The following is a 20,255-nucleotide window of genomic DNA, read 5'->3' as shown; positions in this document are numbered from 1 at the left end:
CGGCTCTGCGACGTACGATCGAAGACACCCCGAGCCGCGGTTCTGCATGGATGACCAGCGGGTTCGGAGCCAACCGCAACCATGCCGACAGGCCGACCGTCATGGCCGGGACCGGTTGCGGCGCGCGCGGCGCTTGGAGGAGGGGACGATGGGATCCGTGGACGAGGCCCTCCCCGCGGGCGTCGGTGCCCACACCACGACCCCCGTGACCCCCGTGACCCCCGTGACCCCCGTGACCCCCGTGACCCCCGTGACCCCCGTGACCCCCGTGACCCCCACGAGGACCGCGACGACCGCCGCCGTGACCGTGAACGGTCGGACCGTCTCGCTCGAGGGGACGACGGCGCACACCTCCGCCCTGGACTGGCTCCGCGAGCAGGGGTTGACCGGGGCGAAGGAGGGCTGCGCCGAGGGTGAGTGCGGCGCCTGCGCGGTGCTCGTTCTCCGGCCCGTGCCTGACCTGGTCCGTGCCGATGAGTTCCTCCCTGCGAACGACCTCCCTCCCAAGGACCTCCCTGCGAACGACCTCCCTCCCAACGACCTCCCTCCCAACGACCTCCCTGCGAACGACCCCACTGCCCCTGGCCGCTCGCAATGGACGGCCGTCACCTCCTGCCTCGTCCCGGCGGCCTCCCTGGACGGCCAGGAGATCCTCACGAGCGAGGGGCTCGGGACGCCCGACGCCCTTCATCCCGTCCAGCGCGTGATGGCCCTTGGGGGAGCCTCCCAGTGCGGCTACTGCACCCCCGGTTTCGTGTGCAGCATGGCTGCGGAGTACTACCGGGGGAGCACCGACGGCTTCGACCTGGAGGCCCTGGCGGGCAACCTCTGCCGATGCACGGGGTACCGCGCCATCCGCGACGCGGCGTTCGCGCTGGGCGAACCCTCCGAGCAGGACGTCTGGGCCGCTCGGCGAGACCGCCCGGCCCCAGCCCTCCGCCGCACCCGCACCGGCAGCCGGGGCGGCGCGTACGCCCGGGCGACCAGCGTCGCCGAGGCGCTGGAGCTCCTGGAGGCCCACGAGGATGCGGTGGTCGTCGCCGGCGGGACCGACTGGGGGGTCGAGGTCAACCTGCGGGCGGCGCGCCCCAGCGTCGTCATCGGGATCGACCGCGTGCCCGAGCTGCGGACCCTCCGGGTCGGCGCCGAGATGATCGAGCTCGGAGCGGGCCTCACGTTCTCGGAGATCGAGGCCGCTCTCGCGGGTCGGGTGCCACTTCTCGCGGACCTCGTCCCGCAGTTCGCGTCGCGACTGATCCGCAACAGTGCGACGCTCGGCGGAAACCTGGCCACGGCCTCCCCCGTCGGCGACGCCGCCCCCGTGCTCCTCGCTCTCGAGGCGTCGGTCGTCCTCATCTCCCGCGAGTCCGAGCGTGAGCTGCCACTCGCCGAGTTCTTCACCGGCTACCGACAGACGGCAAAGCGGCCCGGTGAGCTCATCCGGGCCGTCCGCATCCCGGTGCCGCTCAGCACCGTCACCGGCTTCCAGAAGATCGCCAAACGCCGATTCGACGACATCTCCAGCGTCGCTGTCGCCGCGGCCGTCGAGGTCGAGGACGGGGTGGTGACCAGGGCCCGCATCGGACTGGGCGGCGTGGCCGAGACCTGCATCCGGGCTCGCTCGACGGAGGCCGCCCTCGAGGGGCAGCCCTGGGAGCGGGACACCGTGGCCGTCGCCGCGACCGTCCTGCGTGCCGAGGGGACTCCGCTGGACGACCACCGGGCCAGTGCCGCCTACCGGACCGCGATGCTCGGCACGTCCCTGCTGCGGCTCCACGCCGACCACCCCCACCCCGGGCAGCCCGCCGCCGCGGAGGTGACCCGATGAGCTCGCCGTCGGAGCGACCCCGCGACGCGTCGGTCGGCCTCCCGGTGCCGCACGAGTCGGCCGCACTCCACGTCACGGGGGCCGCCCTCTACACGGACGACCTGGTCGGACGCTTTCCCGGGGTCCTGCACGCCCACCCGGTCCAGGCACCGCACGCCCATGCCCTCGTCACGCGCCTCGACCCCAGCGTGGCCCTGGCCGTGCCCGGCGTCGCTCGCGTGCTCACGGCCGAGGACATGCCCGGCCGCAACGACTCCGGCGTCACGGGGGACCAGCCGCTCTTCCCCATCGAGGTGATGCACCACGGTCACGCCGTCTGCTGGGTGCTGGGCGAGACGCTCGAGGCCGCCCGGCTCGGTGCTGCAGCCATCGCCGCTGACGGCGTGGACTACGACCCGCTTCCGGCGATCGTCACCCTGGGCGAGGCCATCGCCGCCGGGTCCTTCCAGGGCGCCGCTCGGCACCTCCACCGCGGCGACGTCGACGCGGCCCTCGAGCACGCAGCCCACATCTTCAGCGGAGAGATCGAGGTCGCCGGCCAGGAGCACTTCTACCTCGAGACACACGCCTCGATCGCCGTCGTCGACGAGGCAGGGCAGGTCCTCGTCCACAGCAGCACCCAGCACCCGAGTGAGACGCAGGGGATCGTGGCCCACGTCCTCGGCCTGCCCGACCACGCGGTCACGGTGCAGTGCCTTCGGATGGGCGGTGCCTTCGGGGGCAAGGAGGTGCAGTCGCACGGCTTCGCCGCCGTGGCAGCGCTCGGCGCCACCCTCACCGGCCGTCCGGTCCGGGTCCGGCTCACCCGACCCCAGGACGTGACGATGACGGGCAAGCGCCACGGCTTCCACGCCGCCTGGCGCGTCGGGTTCGACGAGGAGGGCCACCTGACCGCACTGGCCGCGATCCTGACGGCGGACGGCGGGTGGAGCCTCGACCTGTCGGAGGCCGTCCTGGCCCGGGCCCTCTGCCACGTCGACAACGCCTACTTCATCCCGAACGTCAGCGTCCACGGCCGGATCGCCTTGACCCACAAGACGTCCCAGACGGCATTTCGTGGTTTCGGCGGCCCGCAGGGCATGCTGATCATCGAGGACATCCTCGGTCGCTGCGCCCCGCAGCTGGGGGTCGAGCCGCACGAGCTGCGCCGTCGGAACTTCTACACGGCGGGCCAGACGACCCCGTACGGGCAGGAGGTCCGTCACCCAGATCGCCTCGTCCGCGTCTGGGACACGCTCGGTGCGAGCGCCGAGCTCGACCGTCGCCGGGCGGAGGTCGCGACGTTCAACGCGGCCCACGCCACCAGCAAGCGCGCGTTGGCGGTGACGCCGGTCAAGTTCGGGATCTCGTTCAACTTCACCCCGCTCAACCAGGCCGGGGCCCTCGTCCATGTCTACAAGGACGGCTCGGTGCTCATCAACCACGGTGGGACGGAGATGGGGCAGGGCCTGCACACCAAGATGATCCAGGTGGCCGCGACGGCTCTCGGCGTTCCCCTCTCCCGGGTGCGCCTGGCCCCGACCCGCACGGACAAGGTCCCCAACACGTCGGCGACCGCCGCGAGCTCTGGCGCTGACCTCAACGGCGGCGCGGTCAAGGACGCCTGTGAGCAGATCCGGGCGCGCCTCGCTCTGGTCGCGGGTGGCCAGGAGCTCCCGTGGGAGGAGCTCGTGGCCAAGGCCTACCTCGCGCGGGTGCAGCTGTGGGCGGCCGGCTACTACCGGACCGAGGGCCTGGCGTGGGACGCCTCGACGGTGCACGGCTCCCCGTTCAAGTACTTCGCCTACGGCGCCGCGGCGGCGGAGGTCGAGGTCGACGGCTTCACCGGCACCTACCGGACCCGCCGGGTCGACATCGTCCACGACGTCGGCGACAGCCTCAACCCGGTCGTCGACCTCGGCCAGGTCGAGGGCGCGTTCGTCCAGGGCGTCGGGTGGCTCACCCTCGAGGACCTGCGCTGGGACGAAGGTGACGGCCCGACGCGCGGCCGCATCACGACCCAGGCGGCCAGCACGTACAAGCTCCCGTCCTTCTCGGAGATGCCGGACGTCTTCAACGTCACGCTCCTCAGCGACGCCCACGAGGACGGCGTCGTGTACGGCTCCAAGGCCGTCGGTGAGCCGCCACTCATGCTCGCCTTCTCGGTCCGCGAGGCGCTGCGACAGGCCGCGGCGGCGTTCGGCCGCCCCGGGGTCGCCGTCGACCTGGCCTCCCCTGCCACGCCGGAGGCCGTCTACTGGGCCGTCGAGCTCGCGCGAAGTGGGCCGCGCGGGGTCGTCCCGACGTCCCCCATGCCGGATGCCGCTGGGCTCCCTCCCGACGACGGCTCGCCGGCTCCCCCGGCAGTTCCGGCCGGAACGGGCCGGGTCCGGACATGAACTGGCTCCGGGCCGTCGAGCACCTGCGAGCAACCCGCCGCCCCGGCGTGCTCGTCACGGTGAGCGCAGTGCGGGGCCACGCTCCTCGCGAGGCGGGCGCCAAGATGGTCGTGGCCGAGGACGACGTCTGGGACACCATCGGCGGGGGCAACCTCGAGGCCACTGCCGTCGCCCGGGCGCGCGCGCTGATCGGCGCGGGAAGCCGCTCCCCGGAGACCCTGGCGGTCTCGCTGAGCGACAAGGCCCCCAGCGAGCACGGTCTGCAGTGCTGCGGCGGCGAGGTCTCGGTGCTGCTGGAGCCGCTCGACGTCGTGCCATCAGTGGTGATCTTCGGGATGGGCAACGTCGGGCTGGAGCTGGCCCGCATCCTCGCGCGTCACGACATCGATCTCCATCTCGTCGACTCGCGCCCCGGCCTCCTCCAGCCGGGCCGGCTCCAGCCGCTCGACGACGCAGTGGCGTCCGTCCAGCTCCACCCCGCGCCGGTGCCCGAGCTCGTCCTCGGCGAGGTGCCCCGCGGCACCCATGTGCTCGTCATGACGCACGACCACGCCGAGGACGCGGCGCTCTGCGACGCCGCGCTCCGGTGCGGCCACCTCGGGTCGATCGGCCTCATCGGCTCTGCGTCGAAGTGGCGTCGCTTCCAGGCGATGCTCGCCCGCGAGGGCCACTCCCCCAGCACGGTCGCACGCATCCGTTCGCCCATCGGCCTGCCCGAGCTCCGCGGCAAGGACCCGGCCACCGTGGCCATCGGGGTCGCCACGGGGCTCGTGCGCACCTTCGAGGAGGACGCCGTGGCCGCGCGATCGCGGCGCACGACGAGAGAGCCGCAGTGACCATCTTCCGAGGGACCGTCCTCGACACTCCCGGCGACGAGGTCGTCGGCACGGTCCGGCTTCGCGCGCAGCCGGATGCCGCTCTGCTCGTCGAGGGCGGCATGGTGACTGCACGCGGCGCCTTCGCGGACGTCGTGGGCGGGCTTCCCTCGGGTGGGCACCACGAGGTGGTGGACCTCCGCGAGGGACTGGTGCTTCCGGGGCTGGTCGACGCCCATGTCCACTACCCGCAGGTCCGGGTGCTCGGGGCACTCGGCATGCCGCTCCTCCAGTGGCTCGAGGAGTGCGCCCTGCCGGAGGAGGCCCGACTCGAGTCGGTCGACTACGCCCGTGGCGTCGCCGCCGAGTTCGTCCACGGGCTCGTCGCTGCGGGAACGACGACGGCTCTCGTCTTCGGGTCGCACTTCGCGGGCGCGGTGGACGCCTTCTTCGAGGCGGCCGCGAGGGCAGGCGTGCGCGTCGCAGCCGGGCTGGTGGCCAGTGACCGTGCCCTCCCCCGGGCGCTGCTGACCACCCCGGACCGGTACTACGAGGAGTCCCTCCACCTCGCCCGCCGCTGGCACCGCACCGGACTGGCCCGGTACGCCGTCACCCCGCGTTTCTCCTACTCGGCCAGCGACGCCCTGCTCGCCGCGTGCTCGTCGGTGCTCACCGACGTCGACGGGGCCTTGTTCACGTCCCATGTCAACGAGAGCAACGCCGAGGTTGCCGCGGTCGCCGCGCTCTTCAGGACAGCCGACAACTACGTCGACACCTATGACCGGCACGGCCTCGTCGGCCCACACACCGTACTGGCGCACAACGTCCACACCACCACTCCGGAGCTGACGCTCCTGTCCGCCCGGGGGTCGGCCGTGGCCCACTGCCCCTCGAGCAACGCCGCCCTCGGCAGCGGCCTCTTCCCGCTCCGGCGCCATGTCGAGCACGGTGTCCGCGTGGCTCTCGGGTCGGACGTCGGCGCAGGCACGGGCTTCTCCCTGTTCAAGGAGGCTTTGCAGGCATACCTCACCCAACGCCTCCTCGGCACCGAGGGGCTGCCCCTGACCGCCCCGGACCTGCTCCATCTCGCGACCCGGTCCGGCGCCGAGGCCCTGGGGCTGGGCGACGAGGTCGGAGACCTCAGCGTGGGCAAGCAGTTCGACGCGGTCTGGGTCCGGCCGCGACGCGGCGATCCATTGGACGTCGGGTTGCGGCACGCGGCCTCGGCTGAGGATGCCCTGGGCCGGGCCCTGACGCTCACGACTCCTGCCGATCTCGGTGGGGTCTGGGTCGGCGGCCAGCAGGTCAGCATCGTGTGCCCATCGCCTCGCGCCTCACCTACCACTCACCTCGCGCGTCACCAGAGGCACAGCCACCCCCACGACCGGCTCGAGTGACCGCGGGTGGAGCTCACGTCGGGGGGGTGTACCGACCGTCGATGGCGGTCCAGCCGCCGTCGACGAACAGCTGGGTGCCGGTGACGAACGACGACGCGTCCGACGCGAGGTAGACGACCGCGCCGGCGAGCTCGTCCGGGCGGGACCACCGACCGAGGGCGCTCTTGGCCGCGTAGGCCTCCGCCCATTCCGGCACGGCCCGGATCGGGGCCGTGAGCGGCGTCGCCACCACCCCGGGGGCGATCGCGTTGACGCGCACGCCGCGGGGCCCGAGCTCGGCCGCGGCGGCGCGCAACAGCTGGACGAGTCCGGCCTTCGTCGCGGCGTAGACACCCTGGCCGGGCTCGACGGTGACCGCGCGGATGGAGCTGAAGGCGATGATGCTGCCCCGCCCGCGAGCGGCCATGCCCGACCCGAAGGCCCGGAGCAGTTGGAACGCCGCCCTCAGGTTGAGGTTGACGACCCGGTCGAAGTCGTCGTCCGAGTAGTCGAGGAGGTGCTTGCGGACGTTCGTTGCTGCGGAGTCCACGAGGACGTCCACGACGCCGAGCTCGGCCGACGCGCGGCGGACGGCGTCACCGTCGAGGACGTCCAGGCGGTAGGCCGAGAGGTCGGGACCGAGCCGGGCCGTCGCCTCGGCGGCCTCCAGATCGCGGTCGGCGCAGACGACGCGCGCACCGTACGCCGCCAGCGCGAGGGCGCTCTCGCGTCCGATCCCGCTGCCCGCGCCGACGACGACCGCCCGTCTCCCGTCGAGCCGGAAGAGGCGGCTGTAGTCCGTGCCCACCGGGACCTCGGACGACGGCGGCATGCTCATGGCCGGGTCCGCGTGCTCGGGCGGATGATCGCCATCCGGGTCACCGTCAGCTCCTCGATGGCGAAGCGCGGGCCCTCCCGGCCCGCTCCCGAGTCCTTGACTCCGCCGTAGGGCATGACGTCGGACCGGAAGCCCGGGACCTCGTTGACGACGACGCCCCCGGTCTCGATTCGCTCGATGGCCCGGAAGGCGGTCTCGAGAGACGTGGTGAAGACGCTCGCGTGCAGCCCGTAGCGCGACTCGTTGACGAGGTCGAGGGCGTCGTCCACCGACGGCACCGACCGCACCGCGACCACGGGCCCGAACACCTCCTCGGCCCACGCCGGCTCGCCCACCGGGACGTCGAGCAGCACGGTCGGCTGCAGCACCCCGTCGCGCACCTCACCGCCCTGGACGAGGGTCGCGCCGGCCGAGACGGCCGACTCCACCCAGCCACGAACCCGCGCTGTCGTCGGGTCGTCGATCAGCGCCGAGACCCGGGTCTCGGGAGACCGGGGATCCCCCACGACGATCTCGGCGAGGCGCCGCCCCAAGGCGCCGAGGAAGGCGTCGCGCACCCGCTCGACCACGACGACGCGCTGCACCGAGATGCAGGCCTGGCCGGAGGCGTAGTAGCCGCCCCGCACCACGGCATCCGCCGCGGCGTCGATGTCCGCGTCCTCGACGACGACGAGGGCGGAGTTCGAGCCGAGCTCCAGGAGCACCTTGGTCGGCGCCGCGTCCCTGGCGATCCGGTGGCCGACGGCGGCGGACCCGGTGAACGAGACGGCCCCCACCCGGCGGTCCGTCGTGAGCGCCATGCCCACGTCCACCCCGCCGGTGACGAGCTGCACGAGCCCCCGAGGACCACCCGCCGCGGCGAGCGCCTCGCGCAGGAGGTGCACGAGCCAGAGCGTCGTCAGCGGCGTCTGCGGAGCCGGCTTGAGGACCACGGGACACCCGGCCGCGAGGGCCGGCGCCACCTTGTGCGAGGCGAGCAGGAGCGGGTAGTTGTAGCCGGCGATCCCCACGACGACGCCGATGGGCCGACGGACCCAGAAGCCGATCAGGCCCTCGCCGCTCGGCAGCAGGTCGAGCGGGACCGTCTCACCGTGCAGCCGGGCGACCTCCTCCGCCGCCGTCGTCAGGGTGAGCAGCGTGCGCTCGACCTCGACGCGGCAGTCCACCAGCGGCTTGCCCGTCTCGAGGACGAGGAGCTGCTCGAACTCCGCTCGCTGCGCCGCCACCGCATCGGCCGCGGCAGCAAGGGCGCGACGGCGGACGTGGGACGGGAGGGAGGCGGCCCGCTCACGGAGCCCAGCGGCATACGAGACCGCTCGGGTGGCGAGCACGCTGGAACCCACCGGTGCCTCCGCGACGAGCTCCCCGGTGAACGGGAACCGCACCGGCGCGGTCGACGCGCCGGGCACCCACTCCTCCCCGATGGGCAGTCCGGACGGATGGGTGAGGACGTGCAGTCCGGTCATGAGCCACCTCCGACGAGCTCCGCCGTGCCCCCGCCGCGCAGCGCCCGTCGCATGCTCGGCGCCGCGCGCAGCAGCTGAGTGGTATAGGGATGCTGCGGCGCAGCGTAGACCTGCTCGGTCCGGCCGATCTCGACGATCTCACCGGCGCACATCACGGCGACACGGTCACACGTGTGGCGCACCACGGACAGGTCATGCGAGACGAGGACGAGGGTCAGACCGAGCTGGTCGACCAGCTCGGTGATGAGGTTGAGCACCTGCGCGCGCACCGACACGTCGAGGGCGCTCACCGGCTCGTCCGCCAGCAGGATCGTGGGCCGCGGCGCGAGGGCCCGGGCGATGGAGATCCGCTGCCGCTGACCGCCGGAGAACTGGTGCGGGAACCGATCTGCGGCCTGGCCAGAAAGTCCCACCGCCTGGAGGAGCTCGAGGACCCGGGCTTCCCGGGCGTCCCGGTCGCCCCCGGTCTCGTCCCCCTGGGCGACGAGCGGCTCGGCGACGATGTCGCGGACGCGCATCCGTGGGTCGAGCGACCCCATCGGGTCCTGGAAGACGACCTGCAGCTGCGACCGGACGAACCGCAGGTCGCGCTCGCGGCGACCGGTGACGTCCATGCCCTCGATGAGGATCTCCCCGCTCGTCGGGCGGTCGAGAGCCGCGATGAGACGCAGCAGCGTCGACTTGCCGGACCCGGACTCCCCGACGATGCCGAACCGCTCGCCCCGACCGACCTCGAAGCTGACTCCTTTGACCGCCTCGACCGGAGGACTCTTGCGCAGCAAGGACGTCCGCGGACGTCGGTAGTGACGCACGACGTCCCGCACGACGATCGACGCACTCATGGCGCGACTCCCGCCGGGTGCACACACGCGTGGCCGTGGCCGGGGTCGGCACTGCTCCACGGCGGCTGGACCGCGCACTCGGTCGTGGCGTGCGCGCAGCGGGTGCGGAAGACGCAGCCCTCCGGGAAGGCACCAGCGGGCGGGACCGAGCCGGGGATCGTCGAGAGCGGCTTCCCACGGGGCGCACTCTCGAGGTCCGACGCCCCGAGCAGTCCCTCGGTGTAGCGGTGGCGGGGGCGGGTGAAGACCTCCGCCACCGCGCCGGCCTCGACGATCCGGCCGCCGTACATGACGAGGACGCGCTCGCAGGCCGTGGCGACGACGGGCAGGTCGTGGGTGACGAGGAGCAGCGCCGCCCGGCGGGCCTCGACGCCCCGGACGATGAGGTCGAGCACCTTGGCCTGCACCGTCACGTCGAGGGCGGTCGTCGGCTCGTCACAGACGAGCAGCTCCGGGTCGTTCGCCAGGGCGATGGCCACGACGACGCGCTGGCGCTGGCCGCCCGAGAGCTGGTGCGGGTAGGCCCGGGCGAGCTCCGCCGGCGTCGGGAGCCCGACCTGGTCGAGGAGGGTGACCACCCGCTCGCGGACCGCGCCCCGCCCGGCTTCGGGTCGCCGACCCCGACCACCGTGGATCAGGATCGTCTCGGCCACCTGCGCTCCGACGCGCATCGTCGGGTTGAGGGCGGTCATCGGCTCCTGGAAGACCATCGACACGTCGTTGCCCCGCACCTTTGCCATGGCGCGCTCGCCGGCTCCGACGACGTCGTGGGCCACCCCGGCGAGGCGCACCGACCCCGTGACGCGCGCCCCTTCGGGCAGCAGGCCGAGCAGCGCCACGCTCGTCAGGGACTTCCCGGAGCCCGACTCGCCGATCAGCCCCACCCGCTCACCACTCCGGATGGAGAAGGTCAGGTCGTGCAGGAGGCCGTGTCGTCCGATCCTCACCGAGAGGCCTCGCACGTCGAGGACGGGGCCAGCGCTCATCGGCGGTCCTCCAGACGCGGGTCGTAGCGATCGCGCAACCCGTCACCGAGCAGGTTGAAGCCGAGGACGGCCAGGGCGATCGCCGAGCCCGGGACGAACGCCAGGCGCGGCGCCGAGAAGAGCAGCTCCTGGCTCTCCTGGAGCATCCGGCCCCAGCTCGGGGTCGGTGGCGGCGTGCCGTAGCCGAGGAAGGACAGCGCCGCCTCGGCGAGGACCGCGATGGCGAAGGCGACCGACGCCTGGACGATGACCAGGCTGCTGACGTTGGGCAGGACGTGCTTCAGCCCGATGCCCCAGGCACTCCGCCCGGCGGCCCGCGCGGCGAGGACGTACTCGCTGCTGAGCACCTGGAGGGCACCGCTGCGCACGAGGCGCGCGAAGCTCGGCACCGTGGCGATCCCGATGGCCACCATGGCGACGAGCGTGCTACCGCCGTAGACGGCGCTGAACATGATCGCGAGCAGGAGGGCCGGGAAGGCGAGGAGCAGATCCATCCCCCGCATCAGCGGCTCGCCGAGCCAGCGCGGCGCCATCGCGGCCACGACCCCGAGGGGAACGCCGAGGAGGCCGGCCACGCCAACGGCGACGACCCCGACGAAGAGAGTCGTCCGGGCCCCCACGAGGATCTGGCTGAGGACGTCGCGGCCGAACTTGTCGCTGCCGAGCCAGTACTCGGGATCGCCGACGTCGCGCAGCCGCGCTCCCGCGTTGACCAGGGTCGGGTCGTGCGGCGTCCACACGAACGACACGAGCGCGAGGACGACCACGAGGCCGACGATGACCGCGCCGACCACGAGACTCGGGCCCGGGCGCCGGCGAACGGGCGGCTGACCGGCGATGGCGGCCTCGCGCGGGTCGAGGGCCTCCGGGAGTGGCGCCGTCATGGCCGACCCACCCGCAGCCGCGGGTCGATGACCACGTAGAGGACGTCCACGACGAAGTTCACGAGCAGCACCGCGAGGACGAGCAGCATGACGATGTCCTGCACGAACACGAGGTCCCGGTTCGACACCTGGTCGAGGAGCAGGCTGCCCAGGCCCGGGATGACGAAGACCCGCTCGACGACGACGGCGCCGATGAGCAGGGTGGAGAGCTGCAGGGCGAGGACCGTGACGACCGGGATCGCCGCGTTGCGGAAACCATGGCGCCACAAGGCCCGGAACGGGCCCAGCCCCTTGGCCCGGGCGGTGCGGATGTAGTCCTCCCGCTGGACGTCGAGGACGGAGCTGCGGACGTAGCGGGTGAGGACGGCACCTTGGACCAGGCCGAGCGAGAGGACCGGCAGGACGAGCTGGCGCAGGAACTGGACCGGGTCCTCGTTCGGCGGGGTCCACCCGTTGGCCGGCAGCCAGCCGAGCCGAACCGCGAAGACGGTGATCAGCAGGATGCCGGCGAGGAACGCCGGCACTGCGACCCCGACCTGTGCCACGGCGGAGAGGACGAGGCCGCTCACCCGCCGGTGGTGCAGCGCCATCAGTGTCCCGACCGGCACGGCGACCACCACGGCGAGGACCATCGCGCAGCCGACCAGCCACAACGTGACCTGCAGACGGTCGAGGATCTGCGGCGCGATCTCGACCTGGGAGACGTAGCTCCGCCCCAGATCGAGTCGGAGCAGGCCCGATACCCAGGAGACGTACTGCTCCACGATCGGGCGGTCGAGCCCGAACTCGGTCCGCAACCGCCCCACCGCCTCCTCCGAGGCGTTGACCCCCAGGGCGACCCGAGCCGGATCTCCGGGCAGGAGAACCATGAAACCGAAGACGAGGGCGGAGCTCACCGCCAGGCTCGCCAGGAGGACGGCGGTCCTGCGGACGAGGTGCAGCAGCATGGTCCCGTCCGACGTCCCTGCTCAGCCGCGGCTGAGGTCGGCGAGGCGGAACGACTCCGTGATGGCGTTCTTCGGCAGGCCGGTGATGCCCTTCTCGGCGACCATGAGGTTGGGCAGGAGGAAGAGGAAGTCACCGGCGGCGTCCTCGGACAGCTCGCGGGCGGCCTTCTTCATCAGGTCCACCTGCTGGTCTACCGTCCCCGCGTCGGCCGCGGCGAGGTCGGCCTGGAGCTGCTTGTTGTCGTAGCGCGTGTAGTAGTCCGGGTTGCCGAAGACCGCGGCGAGGTCGCGGGGCTCGACGTGCGCGACGATCGACATGTCGTAGTCGGCGTCCGTGAAGACGGTGCTCAGCCACACGGCGGGGAACTCGAGCTGGTCGAGGTCGACCGTGAAGCCGGCCTGCTCGAGCTGGCTCTTGACGACCTGGCCGCACGACGTCGCGTAGGGCAAGGACGGCAGCCGCAGCCGCAGGGCGGTGGACGCGACCCCGGTCTCCGCGACGAGCGCCTTGGCCTTCGCGAGGTCGTAGGGGTACAGGCCGGTGAGGTCCTCGTACCAGGGGTCGGTCGGCGGCACCATGCTGCCGATGAGCGTGCCGCGGCCGGCCCAGCACGTGTCGAGCAGGGCGCGGTGGTCGATCGCGTGGCGCACCGCCTGCCGCACCTTGAGGTCGTTCATCGGCGCCTTGCCGTTGTTGAACGACAGGAGCACCTCGCCGTTCGTCGTGCCCTCGGTGATCTCGAACCGGTCGTTGCCCTCGAACTGCTGGAGCGACTCGGGGGCCTGCACCGTGCCGATGACGTCGATCGTGCCGGTGAGCAAGGCGTTGTTCAGCGCGGACGGGTCCTTGAAGTACTTGAGGGTGACGTCCTGGAAGAACGGCTTGGTCCCCCAGTAGTCCGGGTTCGCGGCGAACGAGATGGAGTCGCCGCGACGCCACTCCGTGAAGACGTAGGGACCCGTGCCCACTGGTTTGGCTGCGAGGTCCGCGACTCCCTGCTCGGTCATCATCGCGCCCACGCGGGTCGACATCTTGTAGAGCCAGTTGTTGCTCGGCTTGGCCAGCGTCACCTCGAGCTGGGTGTCGCTCACGGCCTTCGCCGCGGCGACGACGTCCATGGCCGACTTCAGCGAGACGGTCCAGTCGCTCTTGACGCGGTTGATGGAGAACGCGGCGTCCTTGGCCGTGAAGGGCCGCCCGTTGGTGAATTTCGCGCCCTGGACGAGGTCGAAAGTGTAGGTCTTCTGGTCCTCGGAGACGCGCCACCCGGACGCGAGCGCCGGCTGGAGCTCACCGGACTGGTCGACCTTGACGAGCGTCTCGTAGACGTTGTCGAGCAACGCCTGCGGGATGGCCGCGCCGTCCTTGGTCGTGAAGTCGAGGCTGACCGGCTCGGCGACGAGACCGACGGTCAGCGACGTGCCGACCTTCCCACCGGCACCGGTGGTCGCGGCGCCGTCCGAGGTCCCCGACCCGGCGGAGCAGGCTGCGGTGAGGGCGAGGAGCAGGACGCTCCCGCTGGCGGCGACCCGGCTCGGCGTCATCGTGGCTCCATCCCGTCAACGGTGTCCCGCTGGTCTGGCCAGTGGACTTTTCGGCGTTGACGGCTACCGTTTCCGGCAATGGTCCGGATGTCAAGGGAGGACACGACACCGAGCTCGGAAGGGAGGTGACCGCGAGTGGAGCAGAACCCGGCCGGGCGCCCGGCGAGCCTGACGGCGCAAGCGCTCTCAGCGGCATACGCCTCGCTCTCGCTCTCCCCCGTGGACGTCGTCAGAGACGTCGCCGACGTGGTCGCGGAGCGGGAGCCCGAGCTCAACGCCTTCTGGCGTTACGACCTCGACGCGGCGCTGTATGCCGCTGAGCTGAGTGCCGCTCGCTGGCGCGCGGGTGCCCCGCTGGGTCCGATCGACGGGGTCCCCGTCACGGTCAAGGAGAACCTCGCTCGGGCCGGGGTGCCGATGCCCGCCGGCAACGCCGGGGTGGCGCCGGTGGTCCCCGAGCGCAGCTGCCCCGTCGTCGAGCGGATCGAGGAGTCGGGCGGGGTCATCCTCGGCTCCACGGTCATGCCCGACTGGGGCATGCTCTCCTCCGGCGTCTCCAGCCTCCACGGCGTCACGCGCAGCCCGTGGGACCCGCGCCTGACGACGGGAGGGTCCAGTTCCGGCGCGGGCGCCGCTGCCGCGGGGGGCTACGGGCCGCTCCACGTCGGCACCGACATCGGCGGCTCCATCCGCCTCCCCGGGACCTGGCTCGGCCTCACCACGCTCAAGCCCAGCGCCGGCCGGGTGCCGCTCGACGCCCCCTACCTCGGGCGGGTCGCGGGGCCCATGACGCGCACTGCGACCGACGCCGCGCTGCTCCTCGCGGTGATCAGCCGGCCCGACCCGAGGGACTGGACGGCCCTCCCGCCGGGACAGCTCGAGCTCGACGACCTCACGGCCGGCGGGACCTACGACGTGGCGGGCCTACGGGTCGGACTCCACGTGGACGCCGGCTGCGGGCTCACCGTCGCGTCGGACATCCGGGCGGCGGTGGAGGCGGCAGCCGGCGTGTTCGAAGCGGCCGGAGCCCGCGTCGAGCCGGTGGCGCCCTTCCTCACCGCTGAGCTGCTGCGTCGACTCGACGAGTTCTGGCGGGTGCGCTCACTCGTCGACCTCGAGGCCCTCGACCCCTCGGGCCGGTCCCGCGTGCTGCCCTTCATCCGACGGTGGGTCGAGGCGGCGCGAGACGTGTCGGCCGGCGAGCTGATGCGCGACTACACGGCCATCATGCGCCTCCAGGAGGTGACGGCCCGCGCCACCGAGCCCTTCGACCTCGTCCTGTCACCGGTGGCCCCGGTGGCGGCCTTCCCCGCCGAGTGGCCGATGCCCTGGGGGGACTCCGACGAGGGAATGGCCCACATCGGGTTCACCGCGCCCTACAACCTGTCCGGCCAGCCCGCCGCGTCCGTCAACTGCGGCTTCCTGATCGACGGGCGGGCCGTCGGCCTGCAGGTGTCGGGGCGACGGTTCGACGACGTGGGCGTGCTCCGTGCCGTGCACTGGTTCGAGCAGCACCGCAGCGCCGAGGCCGCTCCTGCCTTCCCCATCCCTGCCGGCCCGCGGAGTCGGTGAGCCGGCCCACCCGCACTGGTCGACGGGCGCCGGCCCGCCGTGGACCTGACGCCAGTCGGTCGCAGCGGCCAGCGCGCCGTCCACCTGCGTGGCGAGGAGGACCGGATGGGGCACCCGGTAGGCCCGGGACAGGAACCGGCACACCTGTGCGGCGACCTCGGCGGCGTCGCCACGAGCCCGGCGCAGCTCCCACAGCACGACGCCTCGCCCGTTCCGCACCGCCACCGACCACGCCTGCGCCAGTGCCTGCTGCTCCAGGTCGGCGACACGGTACCGAGCACCGAGGACGCTGTTTCCCGTGGCGGAGGCGAGCAGGGACCCGTCCGTCTCGACGTAGAGGTCGACCGACGGCCCGAGTCCGTCCTCCCGACTCGGGCGCCGGAGCCCGATGGCCAGCACGGCACCCGGCGTCAGGTGCGCGATCCGCTCTGCGAGCCACTGCTCGTAGGTCGACCACGCCTGCTCGAGCGCGCGCCTGTCATCACCGCGAATCTCCATCTGCCCTCTCCCCGCACGGCACACCCGCTCGGGCCCTCGTTCGGACCACGGCTGGAGGCTTTCACCGGCCACCGACACCGGCACCGGGTCCTGCAGACCACGCCAGACCACGCCGGACAGCCCAGGCGGGGGTCGGGGGAACCCATGTCGGTGGCCACCGGCAGAATGCGGGGTCCACGCGGTGGAGCGCGGGACACGGGCGAGAACTGAGGAGCAGGTGTGGCAGTGAGCACGAGTGGCGCGGGGCCGTCGATCGAGCAGCGGATCGCCGAGGAGCTCGGCGTCCGCCGAGGCCAGGTCCAGGCCGCCGTCGGGCTCCTCGACGGAGGCGCGACCGTCCCCTTCGTCGCGCGCTACCGCAAGGAGGTCACCGAGGGCCTCGACGACGCCCAGCTGCGGTCACTCGAGGAGCGCCTCGGCTACCTGCGCGAGCTCGAGGAGCGACGCCGGACGGTGCTCGCCTCCATCGACGAGCAGGGCAAGCTCACCGACGAGCTCCGCACCCAGCTGCTGGCCGCCGAGACGAAGGCACGGCTCGAGGACATCTACCTCCCGTACAAGCCGAAACGGCGCACCCGGGCCCAGACCGCCAAGGAGTCCGGCCTCGAGCCGCTCGCCGACGGGCTGCTCGGCGACCCGACGGTCTCGCCGCTGGCCGCGGCGGCCGCCTTCGTCGACGCGTCGAAAGGGGTGGCCGACGCCGCAGCCGCCCTCGACGGGGCCCGGGCCATCCTCGTCGAACGCTTCGCCGAGGACGCCGACCTCGTCGGCGTCCTGCGCGAGCGGATGTGGTCGCGCGGGCACCTCACGGCCAAGGTCCGCGCGGGGAAGGAGGCCGAGGGTGCGAAGTTCTCCGACTACTTCGACTTCTCCGAGCCGTTCCCGAAGATGCCGTCCCACCGCATCCTCGCCATGCTCAGGGGCGAGAAGGAGGAGGTCCTGAGCCTGACCGTCGACCCCCTCCCGCCTGCGGACGGGCCGGCGACCGGGCCGACGGAGTACGAGCGGGCCATCGCGGCCCGCTTCGGGATCTCGGACCGGGGCCGTCCGGCCGACGCCTGGCTCGGCGACACCGTGCGGTGGGCCTGGCGCACCAAGCTGCTCGTCCACCTCGGGATCGACCTGCGGATGCGGCTGCGCAGGTCGGCCGAGGAGGAGGCGGTCCGCGTCTTCGCCGCGAACCTGCGCGACCTGCTCCTCGCCGCTCCCGCCGGAACCCGCGCCACGATGGGTCTCGACCCCGGCTTCCGCACCGGCGTCAAGGTCGCCGTGGTCGACGCGACGGGCAAGGTCGTCGCCACCGACGTCATCCACCCGCACGTGCCGCAGAACCAGTGGGACCGGTCGATCGCCACCCTCGCCCGCCTCTGCGGAGACCACCACGTCGACCTCATCGCCATCGGCAACGGCACGGCGTCGCGAGAGACCGACCGCCTGGCCCAGGATCTCGTCAAGCGGCACCCGGACCTCAAGGTCACCCCTGCCGTCGTGTCTGAGGCGGGCGCATCCGTCTACTCCGCCTCCGCCTACGCCTCGGAGGAGCTGCCGGGGCTCGATGTGTCCCTCCGCGGAGCAGTGTCGATCGCGCGGCGGCTCCAGGACCCGCTCGCCGAGCTCGTCAAGATCGAGCCGAGGGCGATCGGTGTCGGGCAGTACCAGCACGACCTCTCACAGACATCCCTGTCCCGGTCCCTCGACGCCGTGGTCGAGGACTGCGTCAACGCCGTGGGCGTCGACGTCAACACCGCCTCGGCTCCGCTCCTTCGACGCGTCTCCGGCATCACCGCCGGGCTTGCGGACGGCATCGTCGCGCACCGGGACACCAACGGCCCATTCCGGACGAGGTCGGCGCTCAAGGAGGTCCCGCGCCTCGGCGCCAAGGCCTTCGAGCAGGCTGCCGGCTTCCTCCGCATCCCCGACGGTGACGACCCGTTGGACTCCTCGGCGGTCCACCCCGAGGCCTACCCGGTGGTCCGGCGCATCCTCACCGAGACCGGCTTCGAGCTGCGTCAGCTCATCGGCAACACCGCTGTGCTGCACCGACTCCGCCCGGAGGCCTTCGTCGACGACCGGTTCGGCCTCCCCACCGTCACCGACATCCTCTCCGAGCTCGACAAGCCGGGCCGCGACCCACGACCCGCCTTCCGCACCGCCAGCTTCAAGGAGGGCGTCGAGGAGCTGAAGGACCTCAGGCCGGGCATGACGCTCGAGGGCGTCGTCACCAACGTCGCCGCGTTCGGCGCGTTCATCGACGTCGGCGTCCACCAGGACGGCCTCGCCCACGTCTCCGCGCTCTCCCACCGCTTCGTCTCCGACCCCAGAGAGGTCGTCAAGCCGGGCGACGTCGTCACCTGCAAGGTTCTCGACGTGGACCTCGTCCGGAAGCGGATCTCCCTGAGCCTGCGCCTCGACGACGAGGTGGCTCCGCCTGGCCGGGCGTCGACTGCGACACCGGATGACGGGGGGGCGCGTCCGGGTGCGGGACGGCGCCCTGGCCGGGATGGTCGCGATGGTCGGGATGGCCGGCGTGGTCGGGCCGGTACACCCTCATCGGGTGCCCGCGGCTCGCGGGAGGACCCGCCACCGACCAGCGCTGTCGCAGACGCCCTCCGGCGCGCCGGCTACCAGGGCTGACGGGGCACCCGGGGATGTCGACGTGCGGGAAGCCAGCCCAGCGGCATACGTCACTCAAACTGGCTCTTGTCCTCAGGCCGGATCCTTGGTCGACTGTGAGTGGTGGGTCCAGCCCATCCGGGGCCGGACCCGCCGCGGACCGGAGGTACCCATGACCAGTGAGACGCAGTTGATCCCTGAGGACGCAGAACTCGAGGGGTCGCCGGCTGGTGTGCACGCGAGCACCACCGTTGCGGCCCCGCTCGAAAGCGTGTGGGAGCACCTGATCAGCCCGCAGGGCACGGAGGCGCTGCTCGGCACCGGCGCCCGCCTCGCGACGAAGGGCGAGCCCTGGCACAGCGCGGAAGGCCCGTGTGGCGTCCTGCGCAGCTACCACCCTCTGGAACAGATCCGCGTCTCGTGGCACCCCAACGAGGACGGCCCGCTCAGCATCGTCGACCTCCAGCTGCGGCGCGAGGGTGACGGCACCCGCCTCGACCTCTTCCACGAGGGACGCGGGATCGCCGAGGACGGCCAGAGCGACAAGGCCCGCTGGGACGACGCCCTCGGACGGCTCACCAGCTCGATCGCGAGCTGAGCGCCACCCGCCGCTGACGCGGCCCGGCCGATGCCGCTGGGCCCGGCCGCGTCAACAGGCGTCCTCCCGCTCCCGCCCGAAGGCACAGGGTCGGCTCAACGAACGACCATGACGGGGCACACGGCGTCGTGGATGACCCGGTGGCTCACGGAGCCGAGCAGCATCCCCGTGAACCCGCCGCGTCCCCGCGACCCGACAACGACGAGCCCGGCATCCTGTCCCAGCCCCGCGAGCACCGAACCCGGGTCACCCAGGACCGCCTCGGTCGTCACGTCGAGTGACGGGTGGGTCCGGCGCACGCGTTCGCCTTCACGCTCGACGCCCTCGCGGGCCCAGCCGAGAATGGTGTCCGGGTCCTCGAGAGCCGCACCACCCGCGCCGGCCTCGATCACGGTCCACGTGCTGGGGATGACCGGTTCGGCGACCCGGACGATGGTCAACCGGGCCCCGCTCTGAGCAGCGACCTCCGCGGCGGCGTCGACGGCCCGCTGGGACCCCGGTGACTCGTCGCTCCCCACGAGCACCGGGTGCTCCGGGTCCGGTCGGCTCGGCTCGGGAAGGTCCTCCACGTCCTCGCCCGCCGGGCCGCGCACGACGACGACCGGGCAGTGGGAGTGCGCGGTGACGGCGTAGGACGTGGAGCCGAGCAGCCCACCGAGGAGGCGGCCACGACCACGGCTGCCGACGACGACGAGGTCAGCGTCCCGTGACGCCTCGATGATCTGGCCGGCGGCGCTCCCCAGCCAGTACTGGGTCTCGATCTGGTTCACCTCGAGGACCTTCTCGGCCCGGCGGGCCCCGTCGGCGACGATCTCTCGCGCCGTCCGCTCGAAGAGGGGCTGGGCCTGCGCCAGGTCCATCGCGGGGAAGCCGGTGCCGGTCGTGCTGATTCCGTGCACGATGGTCAGCGGGCGCCCTCGCTCACGGGCCGTCTCGATGGCCCAGTCGAGGGCCAGCACGGACGCAGCGGAGCCGTCGTAGCCCACGACGATGCCGTGCCCGAGGTGGTGGTTGGCGGTCTCGGTGGTGGTGGCGTTCTCGCTCATCGTCGGCGCCTCTCCGGTCGTCC

General features: G+C 72.5%; 15 protein-coding genes and 1 pseudogene. 7 read left to right on the top strand and 9 right to left on the bottom strand.

What is annotated here, in order from left to right:
• Positions 1–148: 148 nt before the first annotated feature.
• From INTCA_RS07510 to INTCA_RS07495, 4 genes are read left to right on the top strand one after another with little or no spacing between them, the layout of a single operon-like run.
• A complete protein-coding gene (locus tag INTCA_RS07510; protein ID WP_013492315.1) occupies positions 149–1,828 on the top strand; it encodes a xanthine dehydrogenase small subunit in 1,680 nt (559 codons plus the stop codon).
• The gene (locus INTCA_RS07505) at positions 1,825–4,206 is read left to right on the top strand and encodes a xanthine dehydrogenase molybdopterin binding subunit (RefSeq protein WP_013492314.1); all 2,382 of its coding nucleotides are present in this window, start codon (positions 1,825–1,827) and stop codon (positions 4,204–4,206) included. The genes INTCA_RS07510 and INTCA_RS07505 overlap by 4 nt, the downstream gene beginning before the upstream one ends.
• A complete protein-coding gene (gene xdhC, locus INTCA_RS07500) occupies positions 4,203–5,042 on the top strand; it encodes a xanthine dehydrogenase accessory protein XdhC (protein ID WP_013492313.1) in 840 nt (279 codons plus the stop codon). The genes INTCA_RS07505 and xdhC overlap by 4 nt, the downstream gene beginning before the upstream one ends.
• Positions 5,039–6,418, top strand: a complete 1,380-nt coding sequence (locus tag INTCA_RS07495; protein WP_013492312.1) for a guanine deaminase — start codon at positions 5,039–5,041, stop codon at positions 6,416–6,418. Before xdhC ends, INTCA_RS07495 begins: the two co-directional genes overlap by 4 nt.
• A 13-nt stretch (positions 6,419–6,431) precedes the next feature.
• On the opposite strand, the gene INTCA_RS07490 is transcribed toward INTCA_RS07495, so the two are convergent.
• From INTCA_RS07490 to INTCA_RS07460, 7 genes are read right to left on the bottom strand one after another with little or no spacing between them, the layout of a single operon-like run.
• Positions 6,432–7,235, bottom strand: a complete 804-nt coding sequence (locus INTCA_RS07490; protein WP_013492311.1) for an SDR family NAD(P)-dependent oxidoreductase — start codon at positions 7,233–7,235, stop codon at positions 6,432–6,434.
• Positions 7,232–8,701, bottom strand: a complete 1,470-nt coding sequence (locus INTCA_RS07485; protein ID WP_013492310.1) for an aldehyde dehydrogenase family protein — start codon at positions 8,699–8,701, stop codon at positions 7,232–7,234. The genes INTCA_RS07490 and INTCA_RS07485 overlap by 4 nt, the downstream gene beginning before the upstream one ends.
• The gene (locus tag INTCA_RS20580) at positions 8,698–9,543 is read right to left on the bottom strand and encodes an ATP-binding cassette domain-containing protein (protein ID WP_013492309.1); all 846 of its coding nucleotides are present in this window, start codon (positions 9,541–9,543) and stop codon (positions 8,698–8,700) included. Before INTCA_RS20580 ends, INTCA_RS07485 begins: the two co-directional genes overlap by 4 nt.
• On the bottom strand, positions 9,540–10,529 hold the full coding sequence (locus INTCA_RS20575) for an ABC transporter ATP-binding protein (RefSeq protein WP_013492308.1): 990 nt from the start codon (positions 10,527–10,529) through the stop codon (positions 9,540–9,542). Before INTCA_RS20575 ends, INTCA_RS20580 begins: the two co-directional genes overlap by 4 nt.
• A complete protein-coding gene (locus INTCA_RS07470) occupies positions 10,526–11,413 on the bottom strand; it encodes an ABC transporter permease (RefSeq protein ID WP_013492307.1) in 888 nt (295 codons plus the stop codon). The genes INTCA_RS20575 and INTCA_RS07470 overlap by 4 nt, the downstream gene beginning before the upstream one ends.
• The gene (locus tag INTCA_RS07465; RefSeq protein ID WP_013492306.1) at positions 11,410–12,360 is read right to left on the bottom strand and encodes an ABC transporter permease; all 951 of its coding nucleotides are present in this window, start codon (positions 12,358–12,360) and stop codon (positions 11,410–11,412) included. The genes INTCA_RS07470 and INTCA_RS07465 overlap by 4 nt, the downstream gene beginning before the upstream one ends.
• Before the next feature lie 21 nt (positions 12,361–12,381).
• Positions 12,382–13,905 carry an ABC transporter substrate-binding protein gene (locus INTCA_RS07460; protein WP_013492305.1) on the bottom strand — a complete coding sequence of 508 codons (1,524 nt, stop codon included), beginning with the start codon at positions 13,903–13,905 and terminating at the stop codon, positions 12,382–12,384.
• Between the two features lie 135 nt (positions 13,906–14,040).
• Between INTCA_RS07460 and INTCA_RS07455 the strand changes: the two genes are divergently transcribed.
• A complete protein-coding gene (locus INTCA_RS07455; protein ID WP_013492304.1) occupies positions 14,041–15,477 on the top strand; it encodes an amidase in 1,437 nt (478 codons plus the stop codon).
• A gap of 105 nt (positions 15,478–15,582) precedes the next feature.
• Here INTCA_RS07455 and INTCA_RS20635 read toward each other — a convergent pair.
• Positions 15,583–15,975: pseudogene (locus INTCA_RS20635) on the bottom strand (TY-Chap domain-containing protein); the annotation flags it as partial.
• 219 nt (positions 15,976–16,194) lie between these two features.
• Between INTCA_RS20635 and INTCA_RS07450 the strand changes: the two are divergent.
• Together INTCA_RS07450 and INTCA_RS07445 are read left to right on the top strand one after the other, a co-directional pair.
• The gene (locus INTCA_RS07450) at positions 16,195–18,609 is read left to right on the top strand and encodes a Tex family protein (RefSeq protein ID WP_013492303.1); all 2,415 of its coding nucleotides are present in this window, start codon (positions 16,195–16,197) and stop codon (positions 18,607–18,609) included.
• A 151-nt stretch (positions 18,610–18,760) separates the two neighbouring features.
• A complete protein-coding gene (locus INTCA_RS07445) occupies positions 18,761–19,186 on the top strand; it encodes an SRPBCC family protein (protein WP_013492302.1) in 426 nt (141 codons plus the stop codon).
• A gap of 95 nt (positions 19,187–19,281) precedes the next feature.
• On the opposite strand, the gene INTCA_RS07440 is transcribed toward INTCA_RS07445, so the two are convergent.
• The gene (locus INTCA_RS07440; protein ID WP_114611008.1) at positions 19,282–20,232 is read right to left on the bottom strand and encodes a universal stress protein; all 951 of its coding nucleotides are present in this window, start codon (positions 20,230–20,232) and stop codon (positions 19,282–19,284) included.
• Positions 20,233–20,255: the final 23 nt, after the last annotated feature.

Source organism: Intrasporangium calvum DSM 43043 (assembly GCF_000184685.1).
Lineage (GTDB): Bacteria > Actinomycetota > Actinomycetes > Actinomycetales > Dermatophilaceae > Intrasporangium > Intrasporangium calvum.
Note: the sequence above shows the minus strand (reverse complement) of the source record. Positions and strands in the feature narration are given on the sequence as shown.

Bases quoted from the DNA above. Each gene is read 5' to 3' on its own strand.
- INTCA_RS07510 (WP_013492315.1), top strand. From the start codon at position 149: ATGGGATCCGTGGACGAGGCCCTCCCCGCGGGCGTCGGTGCCCACACC.
- INTCA_RS07505 (WP_013492314.1), top strand. From the start codon at position 1,825: ATGAGCTCGCCGTCGGAGCGACCCCGCGACGCGTCGGTCGGCCTCCCG.
- xdhC (WP_013492313.1), top strand. From the start codon at position 4,203: ATGAACTGGCTCCGGGCCGTCGAGCACCTGCGAGCAACCCGCCGCCCC.
- INTCA_RS07490 (WP_013492311.1), bottom strand. From the start codon at position 7,235: ATGAGCATGCCGCCGTCGTCCGAGGTCCCGGTGGGCACGGACTACAGC.
- INTCA_RS07485 (WP_013492310.1), bottom strand. From the start codon at position 8,701: ATGACCGGACTGCACGTCCTCACCCATCCGTCCGGACTGCCCATCGGG.
- INTCA_RS20580 (WP_013492309.1), bottom strand. From the start codon at position 9,543: ATGAGTGCGTCGATCGTCGTGCGGGACGTCGTGCGTCACTACCGACGT.
- INTCA_RS20575 (WP_013492308.1), bottom strand. From the start codon at position 10,529: ATGAGCGCTGGCCCCGTCCTCGACGTGCGAGGCCTCTCGGTGAGGATC.
- INTCA_RS07470 (WP_013492307.1), bottom strand. From the start codon at position 11,413: ATGACGGCGCCACTCCCGGAGGCCCTCGACCCGCGCGAGGCCGCCATC.
- INTCA_RS07465 (WP_013492306.1), bottom strand. From the start codon at position 12,360: ATGCTGCTGCACCTCGTCCGCAGGACCGCCGTCCTCCTGGCGAGCCTG.
- INTCA_RS07460 (WP_013492305.1), bottom strand. From the start codon at position 13,905: ATGACGCCGAGCCGGGTCGCCGCCAGCGGGAGCGTCCTGCTCCTCGCC.
- INTCA_RS07445 (WP_013492302.1), top strand. From the start codon at position 18,761: ATGACCAGTGAGACGCAGTTGATCCCTGAGGACGCAGAACTCGAGGGG.
- INTCA_RS07440 (WP_114611008.1), bottom strand. From the start codon at position 20,232: ATGAGCGAGAACGCCACCACCACCGAGACCGCCAACCACCACCTCGGG.